This is a genomic window from Janthinobacterium silvisoli, assembly GCF_014200725.1.
GTDB lineage: Bacteria > Pseudomonadota > Gammaproteobacteria > Burkholderiales > Burkholderiaceae_D > Janthinobacterium.
The window spans coordinates 144,090-163,598 of record NZ_JACHCL010000002.1 but is presented as its reverse complement, the minus strand read 5'-3'; the positions used below and the strand labels follow the sequence as shown (position 1 = coordinate 163,598).

Annotated in this window: 21 protein-coding genes; 8 read left to right on the top strand and 13 right to left on the bottom strand. The window is 59.2% G+C overall.

Features of this window, described 5'->3' with window-relative positions:
- The first annotated feature begins 133 nt into the window (after nucleotides 1-133).
- The 5 genes from HDE75_RS10875 (at nucleotide 134) to HDE75_RS26940 (ending at nucleotide 6,909) form a co-directional block, all read left to right on the top strand.
- Nucleotides 134-2,497 (top strand): TonB-dependent hemoglobin/transferrin/lactoferrin family receptor, encoded by a 2,364-nt coding sequence (locus HDE75_RS10875; protein ID WP_183677790.1) that lies wholly within the window; start codon nucleotides 134-136, stop codon nucleotides 2,495-2,497.
- Nucleotides 2,498-2,557: 60 nt separating this feature from the next.
- A complete protein-coding gene (locus tag HDE75_RS10870; protein ID WP_183677792.1) occupies nucleotides 2,558-3,724 on the top strand; it encodes a hemin-degrading factor in 1,167 nt (388 codons plus the stop codon).
- 117 nt (nucleotides 3,725-3,841) lie between these two features.
- Nucleotides 3,842-4,759 (top strand): alpha/beta fold hydrolase, encoded by a 918-nt coding sequence (locus HDE75_RS10865; RefSeq protein ID WP_183677794.1) that lies wholly within the window; start codon nucleotides 3,842-3,844, stop codon nucleotides 4,757-4,759.
- 35 nt (nucleotides 4,760-4,794) lie between these two features.
- Nucleotides 4,795-5,709 (top strand): muramoyltetrapeptide carboxypeptidase, encoded by a 915-nt coding sequence (gene ldcA, locus HDE75_RS10860; protein WP_183677796.1) that lies wholly within the window; start codon nucleotides 4,795-4,797, stop codon nucleotides 5,707-5,709.
- Nucleotides 5,710-5,712: 3 nt separating this feature from the next.
- On the top strand, nucleotides 5,713-6,909 hold the full coding sequence (locus HDE75_RS26940) for a DUF418 domain-containing protein (RefSeq protein WP_183677798.1): 1,197 nt from the start codon (nucleotides 5,713-5,715) through the stop codon (nucleotides 6,907-6,909).
- On the opposite strand, the gene HDE75_RS10850 is transcribed toward HDE75_RS26940, so the two are convergent.
- Complete coding sequence (locus HDE75_RS10850; protein WP_183677800.1) at nucleotides 6,894-7,706, bottom strand: SDR family oxidoreductase; 813 nt, start codon at nucleotides 7,704-7,706, stop codon at nucleotides 6,894-6,896. The two genes, HDE75_RS26940 and HDE75_RS10850, sit on opposite strands and share 16 nt — an antisense overlap.
- A 148-nt stretch (nucleotides 7,707-7,854) precedes the next feature.
- On the opposite strand from HDE75_RS10850, the gene HDE75_RS10845 reads away from it, so the two are divergent.
- Nucleotides 7,855-8,916 carry an AraC family transcriptional regulator gene (locus HDE75_RS10845; protein ID WP_183677802.1) on the top strand — a complete coding sequence of 354 codons (1,062 nt, stop codon included), beginning with the start codon at nucleotides 7,855-7,857 and terminating at the stop codon, nucleotides 8,914-8,916.
- Here HDE75_RS10845 and HDE75_RS10840 read toward each other — a convergent pair.
- A complete protein-coding gene (locus tag HDE75_RS10840) occupies nucleotides 8,892-9,602 on the bottom strand; it encodes an SOS response-associated peptidase (RefSeq protein ID WP_183677803.1) in 711 nt (236 codons plus the stop codon). The genes HDE75_RS10845 and HDE75_RS10840 overlap by 25 nt on opposite strands.
- Nucleotides 9,603-9,746: 144 nt before the next feature.
- On the opposite strand from HDE75_RS10840, the gene HDE75_RS10835 reads away from it, so the two are divergent.
- Nucleotides 9,747-9,968, top strand: a complete 222-nt coding sequence (locus HDE75_RS10835; protein ID WP_183677805.1) for a hypothetical protein — start codon at nucleotides 9,747-9,749, stop codon at nucleotides 9,966-9,968.
- 32 nt (nucleotides 9,969-10,000) lie between these two features.
- Here HDE75_RS10835 and HDE75_RS10830 read toward each other — a convergent pair whose 3' ends face one another.
- The 9 genes from HDE75_RS10830 to HDE75_RS10790 all read right to left on the bottom strand — a co-directional run bounded on the left by HDE75_RS10830 (nucleotide 10,001) and on the right by HDE75_RS10790 (nucleotide 16,930).
- Complete coding sequence (locus HDE75_RS10830) at nucleotides 10,001-10,255, bottom strand: hypothetical protein (protein WP_183677807.1); 255 nt, start codon at nucleotides 10,253-10,255, stop codon at nucleotides 10,001-10,003.
- A 102-nt stretch (nucleotides 10,256-10,357) separates the two neighbouring features.
- Nucleotides 10,358-10,666, bottom strand: a complete 309-nt coding sequence (locus HDE75_RS10825) for a hypothetical protein (protein ID WP_183677808.1) — start codon at nucleotides 10,664-10,666, stop codon at nucleotides 10,358-10,360.
- A gap of 254 nt (nucleotides 10,667-10,920) precedes the next feature.
- Nucleotides 10,921-11,127, bottom strand: a complete 207-nt coding sequence (locus tag HDE75_RS10820; protein WP_183677810.1) for a hypothetical protein — start codon at nucleotides 11,125-11,127, stop codon at nucleotides 10,921-10,923.
- A gap of 88 nt (nucleotides 11,128-11,215) precedes the next feature.
- Nucleotides 11,216-11,785, bottom strand: a complete 570-nt coding sequence (gene mntP / locus HDE75_RS10815; protein WP_183677812.1) for a manganese efflux pump MntP — start codon at nucleotides 11,783-11,785, stop codon at nucleotides 11,216-11,218.
- Between the two features lie 46 nt (nucleotides 11,786-11,831).
- The gene (locus HDE75_RS10810) at nucleotides 11,832-12,677 is read right to left on the bottom strand and encodes an undecaprenyl-diphosphate phosphatase (RefSeq protein WP_183677815.1); all 846 of its coding nucleotides are present in this window, start codon (nucleotides 12,675-12,677) and stop codon (nucleotides 11,832-11,834) included.
- A gap of 153 nt (nucleotides 12,678-12,830) precedes the next feature.
- Nucleotides 12,831-13,691, bottom strand: a complete 861-nt coding sequence (locus HDE75_RS10805; protein WP_183677817.1) for an alpha/beta hydrolase — start codon at nucleotides 13,689-13,691, stop codon at nucleotides 12,831-12,833.
- Nucleotides 13,692-13,767: 76 nt separating this feature from the next.
- Entirely contained in the window at nucleotides 13,768-14,406 is a 639-nt protein-coding gene (locus tag HDE75_RS10800) for a hypothetical protein (RefSeq protein ID WP_183677818.1), read from the bottom strand.
- A gap of 68 nt (nucleotides 14,407-14,474) precedes the next feature.
- Nucleotides 14,475-15,161, bottom strand: coding sequence for a hypothetical protein (locus HDE75_RS10795; protein WP_183677820.1), 687 nt, complete (start codon nucleotides 15,159-15,161; stop codon nucleotides 14,475-14,477).
- A gap of 110 nt (nucleotides 15,162-15,271) precedes the next feature.
- Complete coding sequence (locus tag HDE75_RS10790) at nucleotides 15,272-16,930, bottom strand: DUF6138 family protein (RefSeq protein WP_183677822.1); 1,659 nt, start codon at nucleotides 16,928-16,930, stop codon at nucleotides 15,272-15,274.
- Between the two features lie 290 nt (nucleotides 16,931-17,220).
- On the opposite strand from HDE75_RS10790, the gene HDE75_RS10785 reads away from it, so the two are divergent.
- On the top strand, nucleotides 17,221-17,913 hold the full coding sequence (locus HDE75_RS10785; protein WP_183677824.1) for a DUF3334 family protein: 693 nt from the start codon (nucleotides 17,221-17,223) through the stop codon (nucleotides 17,911-17,913).
- Between the two features lie 36 nt (nucleotides 17,914-17,949).
- Here HDE75_RS10785 and HDE75_RS10780 read toward each other — a convergent pair whose 3' ends face one another.
- Both HDE75_RS10780 and HDE75_RS10775 read right to left on the bottom strand, forming a co-directional pair.
- Nucleotides 17,950-18,405 carry a GNAT family N-acetyltransferase gene (locus HDE75_RS10780; RefSeq protein WP_183677826.1) on the bottom strand — a complete coding sequence of 152 codons (456 nt, stop codon included), beginning with the start codon at nucleotides 18,403-18,405 and terminating at the stop codon, nucleotides 17,950-17,952.
- A gap of 84 nt (nucleotides 18,406-18,489) precedes the next feature.
- Complete coding sequence (locus tag HDE75_RS10775) at nucleotides 18,490-19,029, bottom strand: DUF2939 domain-containing protein (protein WP_183677828.1); 540 nt, start codon at nucleotides 19,027-19,029, stop codon at nucleotides 18,490-18,492.
- Nucleotides 19,030-19,509 lie beyond the last annotated feature (480 nt).

The following is a 19,509-nucleotide window of genomic DNA, read 5'->3' as shown; positions in this document are numbered from 1 at the left end:
TCTGAATAGACGATTTGCTCATTCTCAAATGAGAATGATTCGTGTTACAGTATTGTTTTGCCAGCAAACTTTCCTCGCGTCACTTCGTCGATCCGGGTTCAAGAGCCAGCCTTCACTCTTAGACCGGATTATCATGACACCAGTGCATTCGCAGCGTATTGCTGCCCGCTCCATTTCCATCACACCCGCTCGCCGCCATAGCCTGGTGCTGCGTGCCGCCTTGCTGGGCCTGTTCGCCGCGCCTTTGCTGCCAGTCCAAGCCCAAACGGCTGCGGCCGTCAACGCCGGCACGGCTGCCCAGGAACCGGCCAAGCTGCCGACCTTCCCGGAAATCGTCGTCAGCAGCAAGCAGGAATACGAACGCCGCGCCGGCACCAAGACCGTCATCAGCAGCACCGACCTGGAACGCCAGGGCGTGACCGACATGGGCGGCGTGGTGCGCTACCTGCCTTTGATCAGTGCACCGGCCGCCGCTTCGGGCAGCGGCAACGTGTGGGATGGCTCGGGCAATACCGGTTACAACGTGCGCGGCATGGAAGGCAACCGCGTCAGCCTGGACGTCGATGGCATCTCGCTGCCGGACGCTGCTCCTAAACCCGATGGCACGACCTTGAACGCGTTTGCCACCGGCCGCGATTATTTTGATCCGGAAACTTTCCGCGAAGTGCGCATCGATTCGGGCACCACTTCCGTCGGCGCCGGCACGCCTGGCCTGGGCGGCAACGTGACGTTTATCACCAAGTCGCCCGAGGATTACCTGGGGGCAGGGCAGGATTATTACGCCGGCTATAAATTCGGTCGCACCAGTTCGAACCGCAGCAATGCCCACACCTTGACGGGCGCCGCCAAGGTTGGCGACAGCCTGCAAGCGCTGGCCGTGTATGTGCGCCGCGATGGCAAGCAGACGGAAAGCCGGGGCGATACCACCGTCAATCCGGACGACTGGCACTCGAACGCCTTGCTGTCCAAGCTGGTGTGGGCCTTGCCGGGCGAACAAAAGCTGGACCTGACCGTGGACATGTTTGAACGCATGAACAAGCGCGAAGTCGACAACAAGGTCAGCGCTTCGTATCCGGAAGGCGTGAAGCAGGATTCCGTCACGCGCCGCACGCGTATCAGCCTGGGCCATGACATCGTCTTGAAAGACTTTGCCCTGTTCGACCGCCTGACCTCCAAAGTCTATCTGCAAGATTCCAAGGTGCAGGATAAAACCCATGCCCGCTATATCACGGGCGGCAAGCCGTATTTCCGCAATATCGATACCAGCTTCACCAACAATAGCGTGGGCCTGACCTCGGAAGCCTTTAAACAGCTCAACGCCGACAATGCCCTGGTGTATGGGGCGCAACTGGAACAGACCCAGTCGCGCCGTCCATGGGTGGAAGACCGCACCGTGATCGCCACTGGCGAACACCAGATCACGCGCAAGAACCGCATGGCCGATATCGATACCACCAAGCTGGCGCTGTATCTGCGCGACGATTACACGTTTAACCTGGCCGGCAAGAAAGCCACTTTGACGCCAGGCTTGCGCGGCGACTACCGCAAGCTGGAACCGCAGAATCTGACAAATTACGTGATTGCCGTACCTGGCGCGTCGAAAGAAGTGCGCAAGGAAAGCGAAAGCTATTTCACTCCTAGCCTGAGCCTGTCGGTAGAAGTGCTGCCGCAACTGGATGCCTACGCCACCGCCACGCGTGGCACGCGCTTGCCGACAGCCGCCGAACGCACCGGCACCTATGATTCCTTCAGCTATACGGGCACCGGCAATGGTTACGCCATCCTGGGCAATGCCGATTTGCGCAAGGAAACCAGCACGGCTTTCGAGCTAGGTTTGAAGGGCGATGTGAGCAAGGGCTTGAGCATGAACCTGTCCGTCTACCAGACGGAATACAAGGACATGATCGAGTACGTGATCCAGCCGCCAGACCCGGTCAATTTCCCGACCATCACCTATGGCTTGTACCGTCCTGAAAACATCGGCAATGCGCGCACCTGGGGTAGCGAGCTGAACCTGCGCGCCGAACTGGGTACCTGGCTGCCTGCTTTCCAGGGTTATCACACCAACCTGGCCACCGGCATCGCCAAGGGCCGCGCCTACAACACCCTGACGGGCGAGACGGCTGGCCTGGCGTCGGTGGCGCCAGCCAAGACAGCCTTGTCGTTCGGTTATGACCATGCCAACCAGTTGTTCGGGGTGGAACTGGTGGCCTTGCATGCCGGTGAAAAGCAGGCGCCGGACGATGTGATCTCGGGCGTGGCCACGCCACGCTTCAAGGTGCCGTCGTACACCACCTTTGACTTGTCCAGCTACTGGAACATCAACAAACATGCCAAGGTCATCTTCGGCGTCTACAACCTGACCGACCGCAAGTACTGGGATTACTCGGCTGCGCGTTCCTTGCCGGCCGGCACCACGGTGGCCACCCGTAGTGAAATCGAGCGCTATGCCAAACCGGGCCGCAATATCGCCGCCAGCCTGAGCGTCAACTATTAATTTTTCCACCGGGAGGCATTTTACTTAGCTGCCTCCCATGTTTTATAGAATGGACTATCCATGAAGTTATCGAAACTCGTTCTTTCCCTGCTAGGCAGCCTGCTGATTGCAAACGCATACGCGGCCCCAGCCACCCTGGCAGAACGCTGGTCCAGCCTGCGCACCGAGCAGCCCAAGCTGCAGATCCGCGACGCGGCGCGCGCGCTGGGCGTGTCGGAGGCGCAATTGCTGGCGACCAATCTCGGCAATGGCGTCACGCGCCTGCAAGCCGATGGCAACCAGCCGCGCGAAATCATGCGCGCCGCGCTGGACCTGGGTCTGGTGCAGGCGATTACGCGCAATGAAAATGGCGTGATCGAAACCACGGGCACGGCCAGCAAATTCAAGCAGTCGGGCGACAAGTCCGAACAGGCGGACCAGGCCGACAATAAGCAGGACCCTGAAAAAGAAGCGCGCCAGCGCAATATCGCCGGTGGCTACCTGGGCGGCGCGATCGACTTGCGTTTTCATTTTGAAAACTGGAAATACGCGTTTGCCGTGGCCCAGCCTGGCCGCGACGGCAAGCTGACGCGCAGCCTGCAATTCTTTGATGCCAACGGCATGGCCGTGCACAAGATTTTCCTGCGCAACGAGCCTGGCGTGGCCGTGTTTGAGCAGATCGCCGCCAAATTCCGCTTGCCGGAACAAAGCGCCGAGCTGAACGTGGTCGCAGCCGTGCCGAAAGCCGCTGAAAAGCCGGACGCTGAAATCGACTTGAAAGAATTCCAGCTGGCATGGAAAGACATGACGGACGTGCACCAGTTTGCGCAAATCATGCGTGAATTCCACTTGTCGCGCGAACAAGCCTTGCGTCTGGCGCCCGCCGGTGCCGTCGAGCGCGTAACGCCGGAAGCGCTGCGCAGCCTGCTCGAAGGCGCGGCGAAGAACAAGGTCGCCATCATGGTGTTCCTGGGCAACGAAGGCTTGACGCAGATTTACAGCGGCAAGGTGGAAAAAACCATGGCCGCCGGCGGCTTTTACAATGTGCTCGATCCCGACTTCAACCTGCATATCCGCGACACGGCGCTGCGCAGCGGCTGGATCGTCAAGCGCGGCGGCGTGACCTCGGTCGAGTTCTTCGACAATGAAGGCACACAAGTGCTGTCCTTCTTTGGCGTGCGCGAGCGGGGCAAGACCCAGCCGCAAGCGTGGATGGACCTGGCCGAGGGTTTGCCTCGCGCCAAGTAGTCGTAGTCAAGTTGCAACACTCCAGCCCGGCTGCCGCGTGCGGCGCCATGGCTGGGCCGCAATGGTGATATGCTGATTCCAGGGCCCTGGCGGGCTATTACTGGATGAAAGGCAAGCATGGCAACCATCATGGCCAATGGCCTCAATCTTGCCTACGAAACGCATGGCAAGCCGACCGATCCCTGCGTGCTGCTGGTGATGGGACTAGGCATGCAATTGATCGCCTGGCCGGAAGACTTCGTCGAAGGACTGGTCGAGCAAGGTTTCCATGTTGTCTGCTTTGACAACCGCGATGCTGGTTTGTCGAGCAAGATGACGCAGGCGGGCAAACCGCATCTGCCGCTGGCCTACCTGAAAAACCTGGTTGGCTGGCCTTTGAAAAGTGCCTACACCCTCGATGACATGGCGCAAGACGCGCTCGCCTTGCTGGCCGCCTTGCGTATCGAAGCGGCGCACGTAATCGGCGTCTCGATGGGGGGCATGATCGCCCAGGTGATGGCGGCGCGCGCACCCGAGCAGGTATTGAGCCTGACATCGATCATGTCGACCAGTAGCCGGCGCGGTTTGCCCGGCCCCACGCGGGCGGCAAGGCTGGCCTTGCTGCAGGGGCCGAAGCGCAAGGCCAGCCGCGAGGAAGTGATGGACCACATGGCGGCTACCATGCGCGTGATCGGCAGCCCGTCCTATCCCATTGCTGAAAAAATTTTACGCCGGCGCATCGCCGCGGCGCTCGAGCGGGGCAGTTACCCTGAAGGCATGGCCCGGCAGATGGTGGCGATCGTGGCTTCGGGCGAGCGCACAGAATTGTTGAAAAGCATATGCTGCCCGTCGCTGGTGATCCACGGCGCGGCCGATCCCTTGATCCCCGTGGCCTGCGGCATCGATACGGCGGCCCTGATCCCGGGTGCGCGGCTGGAAGTGATCGAAGGCATGGGCCACGACCTGCCGCCGCAGCTGATCGAGCGCCTGCTTGCCTTGATCGATATGCATCTGCAAGGTAAGATGGCTGAGCAATTGCGCTCCCAGCCCGCCTAGGCGCGCGGTCTTTTTTTCCACGCCCGGATTTTATCTTGACTACACCTGAAATTGGTATCGCCATCGTGGCGCCCGGCGGTTACGCGCCCGATGAAGCAGCCCTGGAGCGCGGCATCGCCCGCTTGCAGGCGCAAGGCGCCACTATCCACAATTATTACGACCCGGCACATACATTCCAGCGTTTCGGCGGCACGGAAGCAGGGCGGCTGGCGCAACTGAATGCAGCCGCTGCCGACCCTGATGTGCAGGTGGTGATCGCCTTGCGCGGCAGTTACGGCATCAGCCGCATCTTGCCCGAGATCGATTTCCAGGCCATGGCCGATAGCGGCAAGCTGTTTGTCGGCTATAGCGATTTCACAGCCTTCCACATGGGCTTGATGGCCAAGACCGGCCGGATCAGCTTTGCCGGTCCCATGGTGTGCGACGATTTTATCCGCGACGAGCCGGTTGAATTTACGCAGCAGCAGTTGTGGGATTGCCTGGCCGGTCCGACGCATACGGTGACGGGTGTGGCCGAGGGCAACCCGCAGGTCGACCTGCAAGGCAAGCTGTGGGGCGGCAACCTGGCCATGCTGGTGCATCTGCTGGGCACGCCGTACTTTCCCGAGATCGAGGGCGGCATCCTGTTCCTGGAAGATGTCAACGAGCATCCGTACCGGGTCGAACGCATGCTGCTGCAATTGCTGCACGCGGGCGTGATCGGCCGCCAGCAAGCCGTGTTGCTGGGCGATTTTTCTGCGTATAAACTCAGTCCGCTCGACAATGGTTATGACTTCGATGCCATGCTGGCCTATGTGCGCCAGCGCCTGCCTGTGCCCGTGTTGACGGGGCTGGAATTTGGCCATATCCGCCGCAGGGTGACGTTGCCGTTTGGCGGCCACGCGCGTTTGCAATCGGATCAGGCTGGTTTCCAGTTGACCGTGGCTGATTACCCGACCTTGCGCGGCTAAGCGGTGAACAGCAAACCCGGCCGCCTGTTGCAGCTCGATGTGCTGCGCGGCCTGGCCGTGTTTGGCATCTTGCTGGTGAACGTGTGGGCCTTTGCCTGGGGCAGCTTGTCCTTGCGCTACGGCACCCTGGCACCCGATGCGCCGTGGCTGGACCGGGCCGCCATCTTTTTTGTGGCGGCGTTCGCCGAACTCAAGTTTTATCCCATCTTTGCTTTTTTGTTCGGCGCCGGTTTTGCCCTGCAGACACGTTCGCTGAAACGTCAATTGGGAACCTGGCCGGCGGCGCAAGCGGCGTATCAAAGGCGTTTGCGCTGGCTGCTGGTGTTCGGCCTGCTGCATGGCTTTTTGATCTGGAGCGGCGACGTGCTGGCCTCGTATGCGGTGGCCGGCATGCTGATCCTGCCGCTGGCGGCTGCTCGCCTGAGCCGCGTGCGCAACCGGGCCTGGCTGGTCGCGGGCGGCTTTCTCTTGTTCATATGCCTGCTATATCCGTTTGGCGCCAGGGTCAGCCCGCAAGCTATCGCCGAAGAGTTGCAAACCTTTGCCAATCGTTATGCCACGTACACGCAAGGTGGGCTGGCTGCCGTGGCGTCGCTGCGCGCGCGCGATTATGCGATGCAGCTGCTGTACGCCATCGTGATGCTGCCGCACATCATTGCGCTGTTCCTGCTGGGGATATTGGCCGTGCGTTTCGGCTGGCTGGTGCAGCCCCGGCGCCACCGTCAGCTATGGCGCTGGGTATTGCTTGTCGGGCTGGTTGTAGGCTTGCCGTTCAATCTGCTATCGGCCAGCGCCACCTTGTGGCAAACCTTGTCCCCATATCAAACCTTGTTGAACGAACCGCTGTTCGGCGTCCTGCTCTTTATCGGCGGACCGCTGCTGGCGGCGGGCTATGTGGCGGCGCTGATGCTGGCTGGTCCCTTCATGCTGCAATGGCTGGGTTCCTGGCTGGCGCCCGTGGGGCGCATGGCGCTGACCAATTACCTGCTGCAATCATTCATTGGCACCTGGTTGCTGCAAGGCCCCGGCCTGGGCTGGGCCGCGCGCCTGAGCCCCGCCGGGATGCTGGGCTTGACCGTGCTGATCATGGCGGGGCAGGTGGTGTTGAGCCGTTACTGGCTCAGGTATTTCAGGCAGGGGCCGTTTGAAGCGCTGTGGCGCAGTCTGGCAAGGCTACCTTCGGCTTACAAGCCGAACTGACTAGCGATGCCTTGCATGAAGGTGGCGTCATCGCTGGCATGGCGGGCGGCGATCAGTGCACGCGCATCGTTGCCGGCGATGTAACGCAGCTGCCGTGAGCCGTCTGTTGCTGCCTGATAAATGACTTCAGCCACGGTAGCCGGATCGCCACCGGCCGGGTAGTTTTGCCGTATTGCTTCGAATTTGCGTACGAAAGGCTGGTATTCGGCCAGGCTGGCCTCGTTATTGAAATCAAAGGAAGCACCGCCGAATTCGGTGGCCATATGGCCGGGCGTGACGATCTTGACCGTTATGCCGATGGCGCCAAGCTCAAAGCTTAACGCTTCCGACAAGCCTTCCACGGCAAATTTGCTGCCGCAGTACAGGGAGCTCAAGGGAAAACCGGCCTTGCCCGCAGGCGAAGAGATATTGATGACGATGCCCTTCCCCGCGCCACGGAAAAGCGGCAGCACGGCCTTGGTCGTTTCCAGTAAACCGATGACGTTGGTGTCGAACTGGCGCCGGATCTTTTCCGCTGGCGTCGCCTCGAGTGGTCCGCTGGCGCCATAGCCGGCATTGTTCAGCAATACATCGATGCTGCCGAAGTGCGCGATACCTGCTGCGATGGCCGCATGGATCGATTCCCCATCCCGCACGTCGAGTCGGGTCACGAAAACATTGTCCAGCCCGGCGAGTGCCGCTCCCCGTGCCGGGTCGCGCATGGTGGCGATCACGTTCCAGCCCCTGGCCTGGAAATGCCGCGCGGTGATGTTGCCAATGCCGCTGCTGGCGCCGGTGATCAGTATGGTCTTGTTCATATTGCCGTGTCCTTGTTGGTCATGCCAAATGGCAGGAGAGTACTTTGCCGGGCCGGTGGCGCGCCGTCATCGGCGAAACGCGCCAATGCGGCTGCCGATCGCGCCTATGTCCGTTGAGATGATTGCAGGCACGCTACAATTACTGTCTATGCCCGATACCAGCTTGCACCATCACCGCCCTGGCCATGCCGTTGCCAGCCTGCATCCGCTGGGCTGGCGCTTGCTGCTGGCCGATTTACGGATACCCCAGTCACGCTTGTTACGGCGCGCTGGCTTGCCCCTCGATTTGCTGCAGGGTGAGCGGCGGCAGATTGCCATCGCGGATTACTATTGTCTGTGGCTGGCACTGGAGCAAGAAACGGCCGCTGCAAGGTTGCCCTTGCCACTATTGATCGCCGGGGCCATGTCGGTCGAGTGGTTTGACCCTGCCGCGTTTGCCGCGCTGTCCAGCGTGGATCTGGACATGGCGCTGTCCCGGCTGCAGAAATTCAAGCGCCTGTGTTCACCCGTGGTACTCGACGTCGCCCGCACGGAGGCCCGCACGCACGTCACGCTGACATGGCGCGACAAGACCTCGATACCGCCGCCCGTGCTGGTGGCTGCTGAAATTGTATTTTTCGTGCAATTGGCGCGCCTGGCGACACGCAGCGCCATCGTGCCCTTGCGTGTGGTGCTGCCCCGGTCCCTGGTACGCATGGCTGACTATGCTCCATATTTTGGCGTGGTGCCGCTGCCGGGAGTGATCCATGGCCTCACTTTCAGTGCCGAGGATGCGCGCGCTCCCTTTATGACTGCCAATGACAGCATGTGGGCCTTTTTCGAGCCCGGCCTGCGCCAGCGCTTGCACGATATCGACCAGGGCGCCAGCACAGCCGACCGGGTGCGCGCCGCCTTGCTGGAATTGCTACCGGCAGGCGTCTCCGCGCTGGGCGCGGTCGCACGCAAGCTGGGCTTGAGCACACGCACCGTGCAGCGCAAGCTGCAGGTGGAAGGACAGCATTATCAGCAGACTCTGGACGGGCTGCGACTGGAGCTGGCCCTGCATTATCTGAAGAATGCGTCGATGTCGGGCGCGGAAATTGCCTTGTTGCTGGCTTTCGATGACGGTAATTCGTTTGTGTGCGCATTTCAGTCATGGACGGGCACTACGCCGCATCGCTACCGGATGCAGGCGCAAGCGCCTGTTCAATCCCAGTCGAAAGAAGCTTGAGCGGAAGGTGGTGCAAGTGGTTTGACTCTGGCCGCCGCTACCAGTGGATTATCGACTATATGCCATTCAAACAATGCCGTAGCGAGCATGCAGCTGCGCGCCAGGTGCAGCGCCGCGTCGGGCGTCAATTGTGGATCGAGCCAGCGCCAGGCATCTTCGCGGCTGACAGCGACGGGGCGTCGGTCGTGGATATCGACCATGCCGCCCATGCTGTCGGCCGTGACCAGCACGAAACCGGCTTCTTCACGGTTGTGTAAATAGGGGCCGAAATGGGCCATGGCCAGCAGGAACAGGGGCGCGCGGTCCCGGCGGTGGATATGCCAGGGCTGTTTCGCGCCTTTTTCGCCCGTCCATTCATACCAGCCCGAGACGCAGACGATGCCACGTCCCGCCCGCAGCAAGGGCTTCCAATACGCACCGCTAAGTTTTTCCAGTCTTGCATTGATGGCAATCGGGATTTTCTTCTTGCCGGGCATGGCTGCAGCTGCAGTGGCCCAGGCCGGCCGGTAGCCCCAGAACACATCGTCGATGCGGCGTACGCCGTCCTGGATATGCAAAACGGGCCGGTAAGTGCCGGGCGCTACATTCAGATACGGCTCAGCCTCGCTGTCGAACACCGCGTCGGTCCAGTCCATCGCTGACGCCAGTTCACGCGCCGTGTTATTTTGATTGAGTCGTCCACACATGGCGAAATCATACCTGATCGCCGGTGTTTTCATGCATGCCGACGGCGCTTCGGCATGAGTGTGGTCAAGCGCACAGACTATCCACACGGCAAGGCGCAGACTGGACTTCTGTCAGGTGGCTGACGCTTTTTATGCGGAGGAATTATGACTTTGGAAAACCCGACCACCCACAAAGGTTTTACCATCAGTGCCACGGCCCGTCAGCGCCGTGATGGCCGCTGGGTAGGTTCATTTGTCAGCCAGAACCTTGCCTGCGGCGCGTACGAAGATACCTGCGATTATGAAGATTGCAGCAATGAACGCGAAGCACAGCAAGTGGCGCTATCGGTCGGCTGGCGTCTGGCCGATGCAGGCCCAGCCCGTTAAGTATCCACCAAGCATCCACTAAGCATCAACGGTCAGGGCTTGCGTGCTTTCTGGCGAAATCCCAGCACCAGGGCGATGGCTGGGCATACCAGCACCGTCGCCAGCCTGACGGCGGGCAGCGCGGAAATGCTCTCGTCTAGTATGTGTGGCAACAACAGCAACAGCGGCACGGAAGGCACGCTGGCGGCAAAGAAGAATAGATACCAGGAGTGACCATTCTTTTTGGCCAGCAAGGCAACCAGCGCGCAAATGATCAGGAAGGCCAGCGGCCAGTTTATTGTATCCATCAAGGCAAGGTCTCATCAGGTCAGGGAAAGCCGGGGAGGGCAGTAGAGCGCCCCCAGCGGTGCCGATGATTATACCTGCGCAGCCGCTGGCCTTCCTGGCCTTCAGTGACCGGCCAGGTTCGATGGCTGTGGCGCCGGTTTTTCAGCACCAGGCGTATCGGCAGGGGGCAACAAGGCCTTGATGGCGCCATTGAAGATCATTTCCTGCGCATACGCCGACGCCTCGATCAGCGCCGCATGCACGGACTTGAAGCTGCTATGCGTTTCAATCAGAATGGGCTTGGCATACACCTGCGCCGTATCGCCTCGCCGGCTGAGCAATATCAGCCCCCGGTAACGCCCATCCTTCTCCAGCGCCCCCGTGACATGGAATTCATAGCCCTTGATATGGTGTTTTTGTTGCTGATCCATAGTGTGACCCATAGGATGCTATTGCCAGCCCTCATTGTCCCGGTCTTGACCCGCCGTTCGATTCAAAACTGCAGAGTATTTGATATTTATCAAAACTAAATTATCAAATGAACACCTCGATCTAAAAGTCACAGCGCCTGACAAAACCGTCGCGAGCGGCAGGTAGAGGCGGCTAAGAAGCGCAACCGTACGCATGTACGGTGAGCATCGCAGGCCGCCTATACCAACGCGCAGCAGGTTTGGTCAGGCGCCAGCTATCCAGCGCGGATGGAACGTAGTTGCTGGGCGGTTTCCTCGATCTCCCGGTACGCTTCCTGCACATAGCCATCGATCGGATGCGCATCCATCCAGGCGTAATACGCCTGTTCATCGTGCCGGATGCCGAACGGCACGTGATGGTCGCGTATCGATGCGGCGGTTTCGCGCACCAGTGAGGCAAACAGCAGCTCCAGTGTTTCCATGAAAGTCACCTGTGTAGCGTGAGCGAAGAGATCTCAATGTAGCATAATGCGCGGGCGCGCAGCGCAGCTGTCAGCGGCGTGCGCCTGTTCAGGCGGCGTGCCCGATATGTTCGTACAGGATCACGCAGCCGATGATGATCAGGATGGCGCCGCCGACCAGTTCGGCGCGGCGGCCGGCCACGGTGCCCAAAACTCTGCCCAGCATCACGCCCAGGGTGACCATCACGAAGGTGGAAAAGCCGATGGCTGCGGCAGTGACAATGATATTGGCGCCCAGCAAGGCCAGGCCGGCGCCCACCACCATGGCGTCGATGCTGGTGGCAAAGCCGGTCACGGCCAGTACCCAGAAGGAATGCTTCTGCGCGGGCGCCTCGTCGGCGTCGGGTGTGGCGAGAGCGTTGCGTATCATCAAGAGGCCGATGATGGCCAGCAAGCCGAAGGCGATCCAGTGGTCCCAGGCTTCCACATAAGGCGCGGCCACCCGGCCCAAGGCCCAGCCGATCACGGGCGTAATGGCTTCGATCACCCCAAAGATGAGCCCGGTTCGCAAGGCTTCCGACCAGCGCGGCTTGTGCAGCGCTGCGCCCTTGCCGACAGCGGCGGCAAAGGCATCGGTGGACATGGCAAGGGAGAGGGCGGCGGTGGCGGCAAAATTCATCAGAGACTTTCAGTGAGGCATGGCTGGGGCCGAAGCCCCCGCGATTTTACCCCACCCACAGCACCACCAGCGAAGCGGCCAGGCAATACGCGCCAAAGAAATGCCAGCGGCCCTGTTCCAGCCAGCTCGACAGCCAGCGCAGGGCCAGCAAACCCGCCAGGAAAGACAGCACCATGCCAATCAGGCTGGGCGCAATCAGGTGGCCCACACCGCCGGCATGGGCGATGGTGCCATCGGCGATGGCTTTATAGAAACGCCAGCCTTCCTTGACGAGCACGGCTGGAGTCAGCACGACGGCCAGCGCGAAACTGAATTCTTCGGCGCGGCGTTGCGGCACGCCCATGGCGATGCCTGTGGAAATGGTGGCGCCGGAGCGCGAAAAACCGCGGAATGGCAGGCACAAGCCTTGTACGGCGCCGATGACGATGGCTTTCGGCACACTCAGCACACCGGTGTCGCGCGCTTTCATGCGCGACGACACGATGATCAGCACGCCAGCGGCGGCCAGTGCGGCAGCCATCAGCTTGGCATTGCCAAACAGGTGTTCGATTTCAAAGCCCGGCGTATCGGCCATCACCACATGGGTAATCAGTTTTAGTAAACCCAGGCCCACGATGCCCGTCATGGCCGTGGCGGCGACCAGCAGCAAGACATTGCTGCGGAAGGCTGCAGTCGAGCTGAAATAGGTGGCGCGCCAGGATTTCCAGAAGTACACGATGACGGCAAACATGGTCCCGGTATGCAACATCACCAGCAGCATGGTCAGTTCGGGCGAGGTCGGATCCAGTCCCATCAGCTTTTCAGCCATGATGACGTGGGCAGAGCTGGACACGGGCAGCAGTTCTGCGAATCCCTGGACGATGGAGAGGATGAATAATTGCAGGAAGGTCATGTTTTGTACTCGGGTAGGCGTCAGGCAGGAGAGTTTTCGTGCCGAAAAAAACAGTGTATTTTATGGTCTTTCCGGCAGCGCATTTTACAGGGCAGGCCCGCGGCACACCGGCCATGAAACATTACAGTTTGTCCATGTTCGGCGGTTCATGGCTTAGTTTATCGTAACTGCGGGACGAAAGACTGCCCGGAATGCCTTCAGGGCGGCAGGCTGGTAAATCGTGCCATGGGTTTCATCCGGCATTTTTTCCACATGCCATAACAAGCCCGCTGGCGCCTGCTTGCGCAAGATGTCTTCCATACGCTGCACTTCGATGGCGATGCCTTTTTCGCTGCTGCTGGCCAGGTACAGGCTATGCTTGCCTGGCCCCTGTTTGGCCAGCAGGGCAGCGGCCTGGGCTGGCAAGGCGCTGCGGTTCCACCACAGGCTGGGATCGAAGGCCAGGTAATGGTCGAATAGTTGCGGTTCGAGTAAAAAGGTTTCCACCACGAACAGGCCCGCCAGCGACTCGCCGACGATGGCTGTTTCCGGCGTGGTGCGGTAGCGCCGTTTGACTTCCGGCATCAGTTCATCACGGATAAAGCTGCGATAGGCGGCCGAGCCACCCACCACGTGGGCGATCTTGCGGTCTTCGGGATTATCGGTCGGCCCCGTCAAGTCACGGCGGCGCTCGGTGTTTTGTATGCCGACCAGCATGAAGGGCCGCATCGTGCCATTCGCAACCGACACCTGCAGCAAGCCCGCTACGTGCAAGAAATCTTCCTGGATGCCGCCGTCCGGCATGTACAGCACGGGCAGCGGCGCATCGGGTGGCGTATCCCAGGCGCGCGCCACATATACATTGATGTGACGGGTTTCGCCCAGCGCTTTGGAGGCTAAGGTAAAACTTTCGCCGATCACCAAAGGCGTGGCGCTGCTGGTAACGGCTGCAGTCTGGCTTGCCTGGGCGACCGCGTGATTGGCGCCCAGACATAGCAACAGGGCGGTGAAAAGGGAAAGGCGGGAGCGGCGCATGAATTCCTGTCAATAGTCAAAGATGGATGGCATGCGCGGGGCATGAGCAGGCCATTGGCCTATTGTATTGACAGATTTATTTAATTGCCAAGAGTTTTCGGCTACGCACGACACCCTCTTTGTCGATCTCGTAGGACACCAGCAAGCTGCCATCGGTGGCGCAGGCGTGGCAGCTTTTCAGCGGCGTGGAAAACAGCAGGCTGTGGCCACCATCTTCGCTGTCCGTCGTGCCCACGAAGGAGGCTGGCGCAAACGGCAGCGAGTCAGGGTGGGCGCTGGCAAACGTGCGCCAGGTATCGGTGGCCCGGTCTTCATCGCGCAGCAGTTCCCAGTCTATATCGACGGCAGTGCCATCGCTGCTGACCAGCAGGCTGCCTTGATTGGTATTGGCGCGGAACGGATACGTCACGGTGGCCAGGCCAGCTTTGCCCAGCGGCCGCCAGGCGGAAATAAAGCCCGGATTGCCAGCGGCGACCAGCCCTTTTGCCGCCGCGATAGCTTGCGGACGGGCGCCGCTTTTTTGCATGGTGCGCAGCAGACAGGTATCGACAGCCTCTGCTTGCGCAGTGCGGCAGGCCGACAAGGAGCGTTCAGGCCAGATGGCGCGCGCATCGACAGCGCTCGGTTGCTGGGCTTGTACCGCCGGCAAGGCGGTCAAACCGGACAGGGCCAGTATGGCAGGGCCTAACCATAGGCGAGGAGGTATAGATAGCATCGAAGCTCCTTTCGAGATGGTAAGAAGCTATTATAAAAGATGCTCCTGTCCGCTTGCGCACTATAGGCTTACAAGTATTCCCAGATGTCGTTAAACGTTTCTCGTGCGAAATCATTACGCCACGCTTCCGTGCTCTTTTCGCGGCTGACAGGAAACACGGCGCTCCAGGTCTGTTGCGGGCCAGTTGCATAGCTGTCGGCAATCTTTTTCAGGCCGGCTTCGCATTGCTCAGCCTTGCAGCCGCTTTTGGCCAGTTGCTGCGCCGCCTGTGCCCACGACAACGGCGCCTTGACGATCTGGCATTCGAAACTGACGGCGGAAGTCTGGATGCCTCTCTCTTCCTTGACCGGCTCGGCGCCTGTGGTCTTGCAGATAGCGCCGTTTTTTGCCGCCAGCACATTCGCCGCCAGTTGCCGGGCTGCCGGGGTCAAACTCGCTTGCATCGCAGCCGGGAACAATCCGGCGATGGTCTTGCCCATTTCGATGGGAAACTCTGCCGCCGCTTTTCGCAGGTCGCTGAACGAGGCATATTCCGCAGGCTGATGGCCTGCCAGGCGGGTAGCACGCAGGTAATCGTTGAGAGCAGCGATGCTGGCCTCGTCTTCATTGACCACAGTCTTGATATACAGGTTCGCTACCTCGACAGGCGCCAGATCAGTGTTTGCAGTTTCTGCTGCCATGGCAGGCGGGGCCAGCGCCGCGCTGGCCAGGGTTGCCAGCAAGGTGAGGGATTTTAAATACCGGGCTTGATGCATGCGTTTCTCCATATTAGTATGTTCATCGCCAAAATTACCTTAAGGAAATTTTGGCGAGCGCATTATATATGGTGAAATGAATAAGTTTGCACACTGCACGCACGGCTGGTTCAGGTGGCGCTGATTTTGGCCAGCAAGGCTTCCAGCAGTGCCTTGCGTTTGCCTTCCGCCTTGCGCGCCAGCGCCGCCAGCTTTTCTACCTTGCCCCAGATCGGGTACAGCACGCTTTCCACCTCGTAGCCTTCCATTCCCTGCACTTGCTGGTATAGAAGGCCCAGTTTCTCTACATCTTCCAGCTCGGCCTGCAGCTTGAGTTTTAACGAGTCGGTGGAGCGGCGCAGGCACGCCACCAGGGTTGCCACGGAACTGGCCGTCACTCCATATTGGACGGCAAACGCGGCTGTCATGGCGTCTTGTACCGATTGATGCTCTTCATCCACGTTTTCCATGTAATAGCCTAGCAAGGGGAAATTGCGTGCATCGGCCAGAGCCAGTCCGAAGACGGCATACGTACCAGGCATGCAATTTTTTTCGCCTTCCGTATCCGCATACCATTCGAATTGCCCTATGGCCGCGCGCGCATAGTCGTGCAGCAGCGGCTGCAGCGCCGGGTAGGCGAGGGCGTTGGCAAAGAAACGATGGGTATCCGATTTGGCCAGTCCCTTGAGCGGCAGATAGTTTTTTGCCTTGGACTTGAGCTTGATCTGGTAGCTTTTCGGGAAGCCTTGTTGCAGCAGCCGTGTGACGAAGAGCAGTGCCTGTTCGTAGGCGGAGGCTTCCTCTTGCTTGATGGCGATGGTCATGACAGCAAAAATATCGTGGGCGTGGCATTCCACCTGCGCGGTTTTCAGCGCGATGGCGTCTGGCGCGAAATGGCCGCTGCCTTCGTTTTGCATGCGCATGGCGCGTTCGCTACCCAGCTGTTTGGCAATGTCGAGAAATTTCAAACCCTTTGCCTTGGCATAGCTGGGTTCATGCCGCAAGATCATCACGGCGCCATATAACAGCAGGTCGATTTGGTCTGCGGCATTTTCGGCCGCCATACCTGGTTTAAGCGTATATTCCGCCGCGCGGTAGGCCGATGCCTGCACATCGTAATAGCGGGGCAGGAAATCGCTTTCCGCCCAGTCCACCACGGCTTGGGTGATATTTGAACGGTGTTCCGCCAGCGCTTGCGGGCGCTCCCGGTTCAATTGCTGTATGCGCTCGAACTGAGCGATGGTCCAGGCCACATCGAGTACGGGGAACAGTTGCGTATCGAGCAGGTGTCGCGTCAAAAAGAACGATTCCAGCGGTTTCGTCGGTTTGTCTCCACGTAACAGTTTTTGCTCGATATACGTGTGTATGCGGTCCAGCAGCAGTTGCCGCTTGTTTTCATTGAGGTATTCCAGCAAGGTCAGGTGCAGCTTGCCCTGGGCCGTCTGGAATTTCCCTTTGGCCGTAAAACGGTAGTCGATCAGCGGCGTGTCGGCCACCTCCGCCAGCCGCGCCTGTATCAATGCGCTGAGCTGTGGAGCAATATTGTCGCGCATCAGTGCTTCGTCGAGGCGCGCCGGTGTCGCCGGCTGTTCATCATCGCCGAAATCCAGATCGACATCGACGATGGTACGGCCCGGTTTGTAGTCGAGCAGGAAATCGCTGAAGATGCCCACTTGCAAGCTGGTGCGCTGCACGGCCTGTTCCAGGTCCGTGCGTAGTAAACGCTCATCGAACCAGGCGTGGATCGCCGACGTCATTTCTTCTGTGATCTGCTGTTCCAGTGCCGTCATTCCTGCATGCCTTTCTTGATGGATGATCGAGGTTGATGATCGATTCGCGCAGCATTATAAAACAGGCACCCAATTTGCCCCGTCAGCCACAGTGTGCGCATATTTGCATGCTGATAATCAAGTAAATGCAGGTATGGCTGGACGGGAATCTTGCATCTCGGTATTCTGCGGTTCTGATTGTTATTTCTACACAGAAATAAACGACGCAATTGTCAGCATCAGCGGCGGCCATGCCGGACCGCGTTGTAACAGGACAGTGCTGTCATCGATAAAAAGTAAAGAGGTTAGCCATGAGCGCAGAGAAGCATGTTGTATACGGTACAGAAGATTTGTTGATGAGTTTGTGCAACTCGGTAGTCCGGGTGCTCAACGTCGCAACACAAAGCAAGGTGAATTATTCCGGCATGGTGCAGCGCATCACCAAGACCGGCCTGAAGCCCGACATAGGCTGCTTCGTCATGTTCGACGGCGGCTTTACGGGCCTGGTGGTGCTCAACTTCGCCGCCGATACGGCGATGGAAATCTATGAGCGCTACATGCTGCACATGGGCATGCCAAAGTCGGAGCTGGCCAGCTTCTATACCTCCGATGAAGTGTCGAACATCATGGGCGAGCTGATGAATCAGATCGTCGGCGATTTCACGGGCAAGATCCGGCGCGAGCTGCAAACCAATATCACGCAGAACCAGCCGAAGATGCTGGTGCTGAACAAGCAGGTGATGCTCAGCGTCGATACGCCGCTGGACCGTCCGGAAATGCGCCGCGTGACCTTCTACACGGAAAAGAACAATATTTTCTATCTGGAACTGGCCATCGACCGCACCGAGTTCATCAAGCTGCATGATTTCGATTCCCGAGAATCCGACCCCGATGCGCTGATGGCCACCGAGCACGCGAACCAGGAAAACGCCGCCGCCGCGCCTGCAGCGGCAGCGCCGGACGAAGACGACAATTCCGACCTGCTAAAGTCACTGGGCATGTAAGGCCGTCAGTCGTCAAATCCGCGCTGGCGCTGTTCGCTAAAGATTCTTGCTCATGAAGATACGGCTGGTTCCTGCCGGATTGCAGCCGATCTCGCCGAATTGGCGCCAGCCGCGCCGCGCGTAAAAGTCCGGCGCCTGGAAGCTGATCGTGTACAGCACGGCCGAGACGCAGCCACGCCGGCGTCCTTCCTGCTCGAATTCCTCCAGTATCTGGCTACCCAGGCCGCTACCGCGCAGGTGCGTGGGCAAATACAGCAAGTCCAGGAAAAGCAGGCCCAGCGACGTCCTGCCAATGGCGCCGCCCAGCACCTGCTTGCTATCCGGGTCGCGCACCACCACCGTCAAGGCCTGCCTGTCGTTTGTCCCTGTGATGTTGTCGTTATAGGCATTCAAGCCACCCAGGATGACTTGCTCCACTTCGCTCTCTATCGTATCGCTGACGGAAATGGCGTAAGGTATCGCGTCTGGCTTCCGGGTGTTTAATTCTGTCATGCGCTGTTTTCCTCTACCGAATACCTGATGTACTGTGATTATATACAGTATATTGGTGATTCAACAAGGGCGGCGTCGACGCGTTTAATGCCCTGCCACCGCTGGCGTCAGTTCAATCGCGCTCAGTTTCCAGTTCCACAATCCATGCCGCTGCAAGACCAGGCTGCCTTTTTCATCGCCACCGGTTTTGGCCCGCACGACAAATTTGTCCCAGCCCGCATACGCCACGGAATAATCCGCCTTTTCCTGGGCGGCACCGGCCGCTGGCGTGTTTTGATCGGCATCTGTGCCGACCGCACTCTTGCTGACCATCGCCGCCACGCCTTCGGGCGAGACCATGGCGTCGACCATTTTCCCGAGCATGGTCGTGACCATGGCTTGGCCCATCGCCGCAAACGGGTTGTCGCTGGCCGTGGCCGCCTTAATGCTGTCGGCCATGGTTTTTTCCAGCTGGCCCTTGATGCTCTCGCGCAGGGCAGGGAAGTCCACATGCGGCGCCAGCGCATCGACATTACGCTCGGCGATGGCGGTTTTCATTTGATGCAAGGCGTAGTAAGGGGAGGCATAAGCACTGGCAACGAGGGCGATGGCCGCAACGGCGGCGGCGAGAGTGATTTTTTTCAAGTGTTGCCTGTCTATTTAAAAAGCAAAGGCTGGATGATAACACCGCCATGTTACGGCCTTCGAGGCTCAATGTACTCAGGAGCCGGAAAAGCGGCAGCGTTTGAAACAGATGGCTGGCCGCAGCCCGGTGAGCCCAGTAGTAAACAGTGAATCCGTGCTGATCTACTTATTAAAATGAAAATTAGCATGAGGCGTTGCATTGATGGTCTTTAATTTTAGATACATCAACATTGCTGCTATCGGCTGATCGTTGCATTCCTTTATATGTTTGCCATAGTGACGCGATGTATTCGGCATATAAGGAAAGAAATTTCTATCATTTTCAAAAAAATATCGCAAGTTTTAGGTGTGATTATTTTTTAATATTTTGTTTGCAAGTTTTATTTTCCATCGAGTAATATTCTGTGAAGTTGTTATTTCACAAATATCGCTAGTGCTTCAGTACTTCTTCGCACAGGGTAGGAGGCCGCTTGAGAAAGC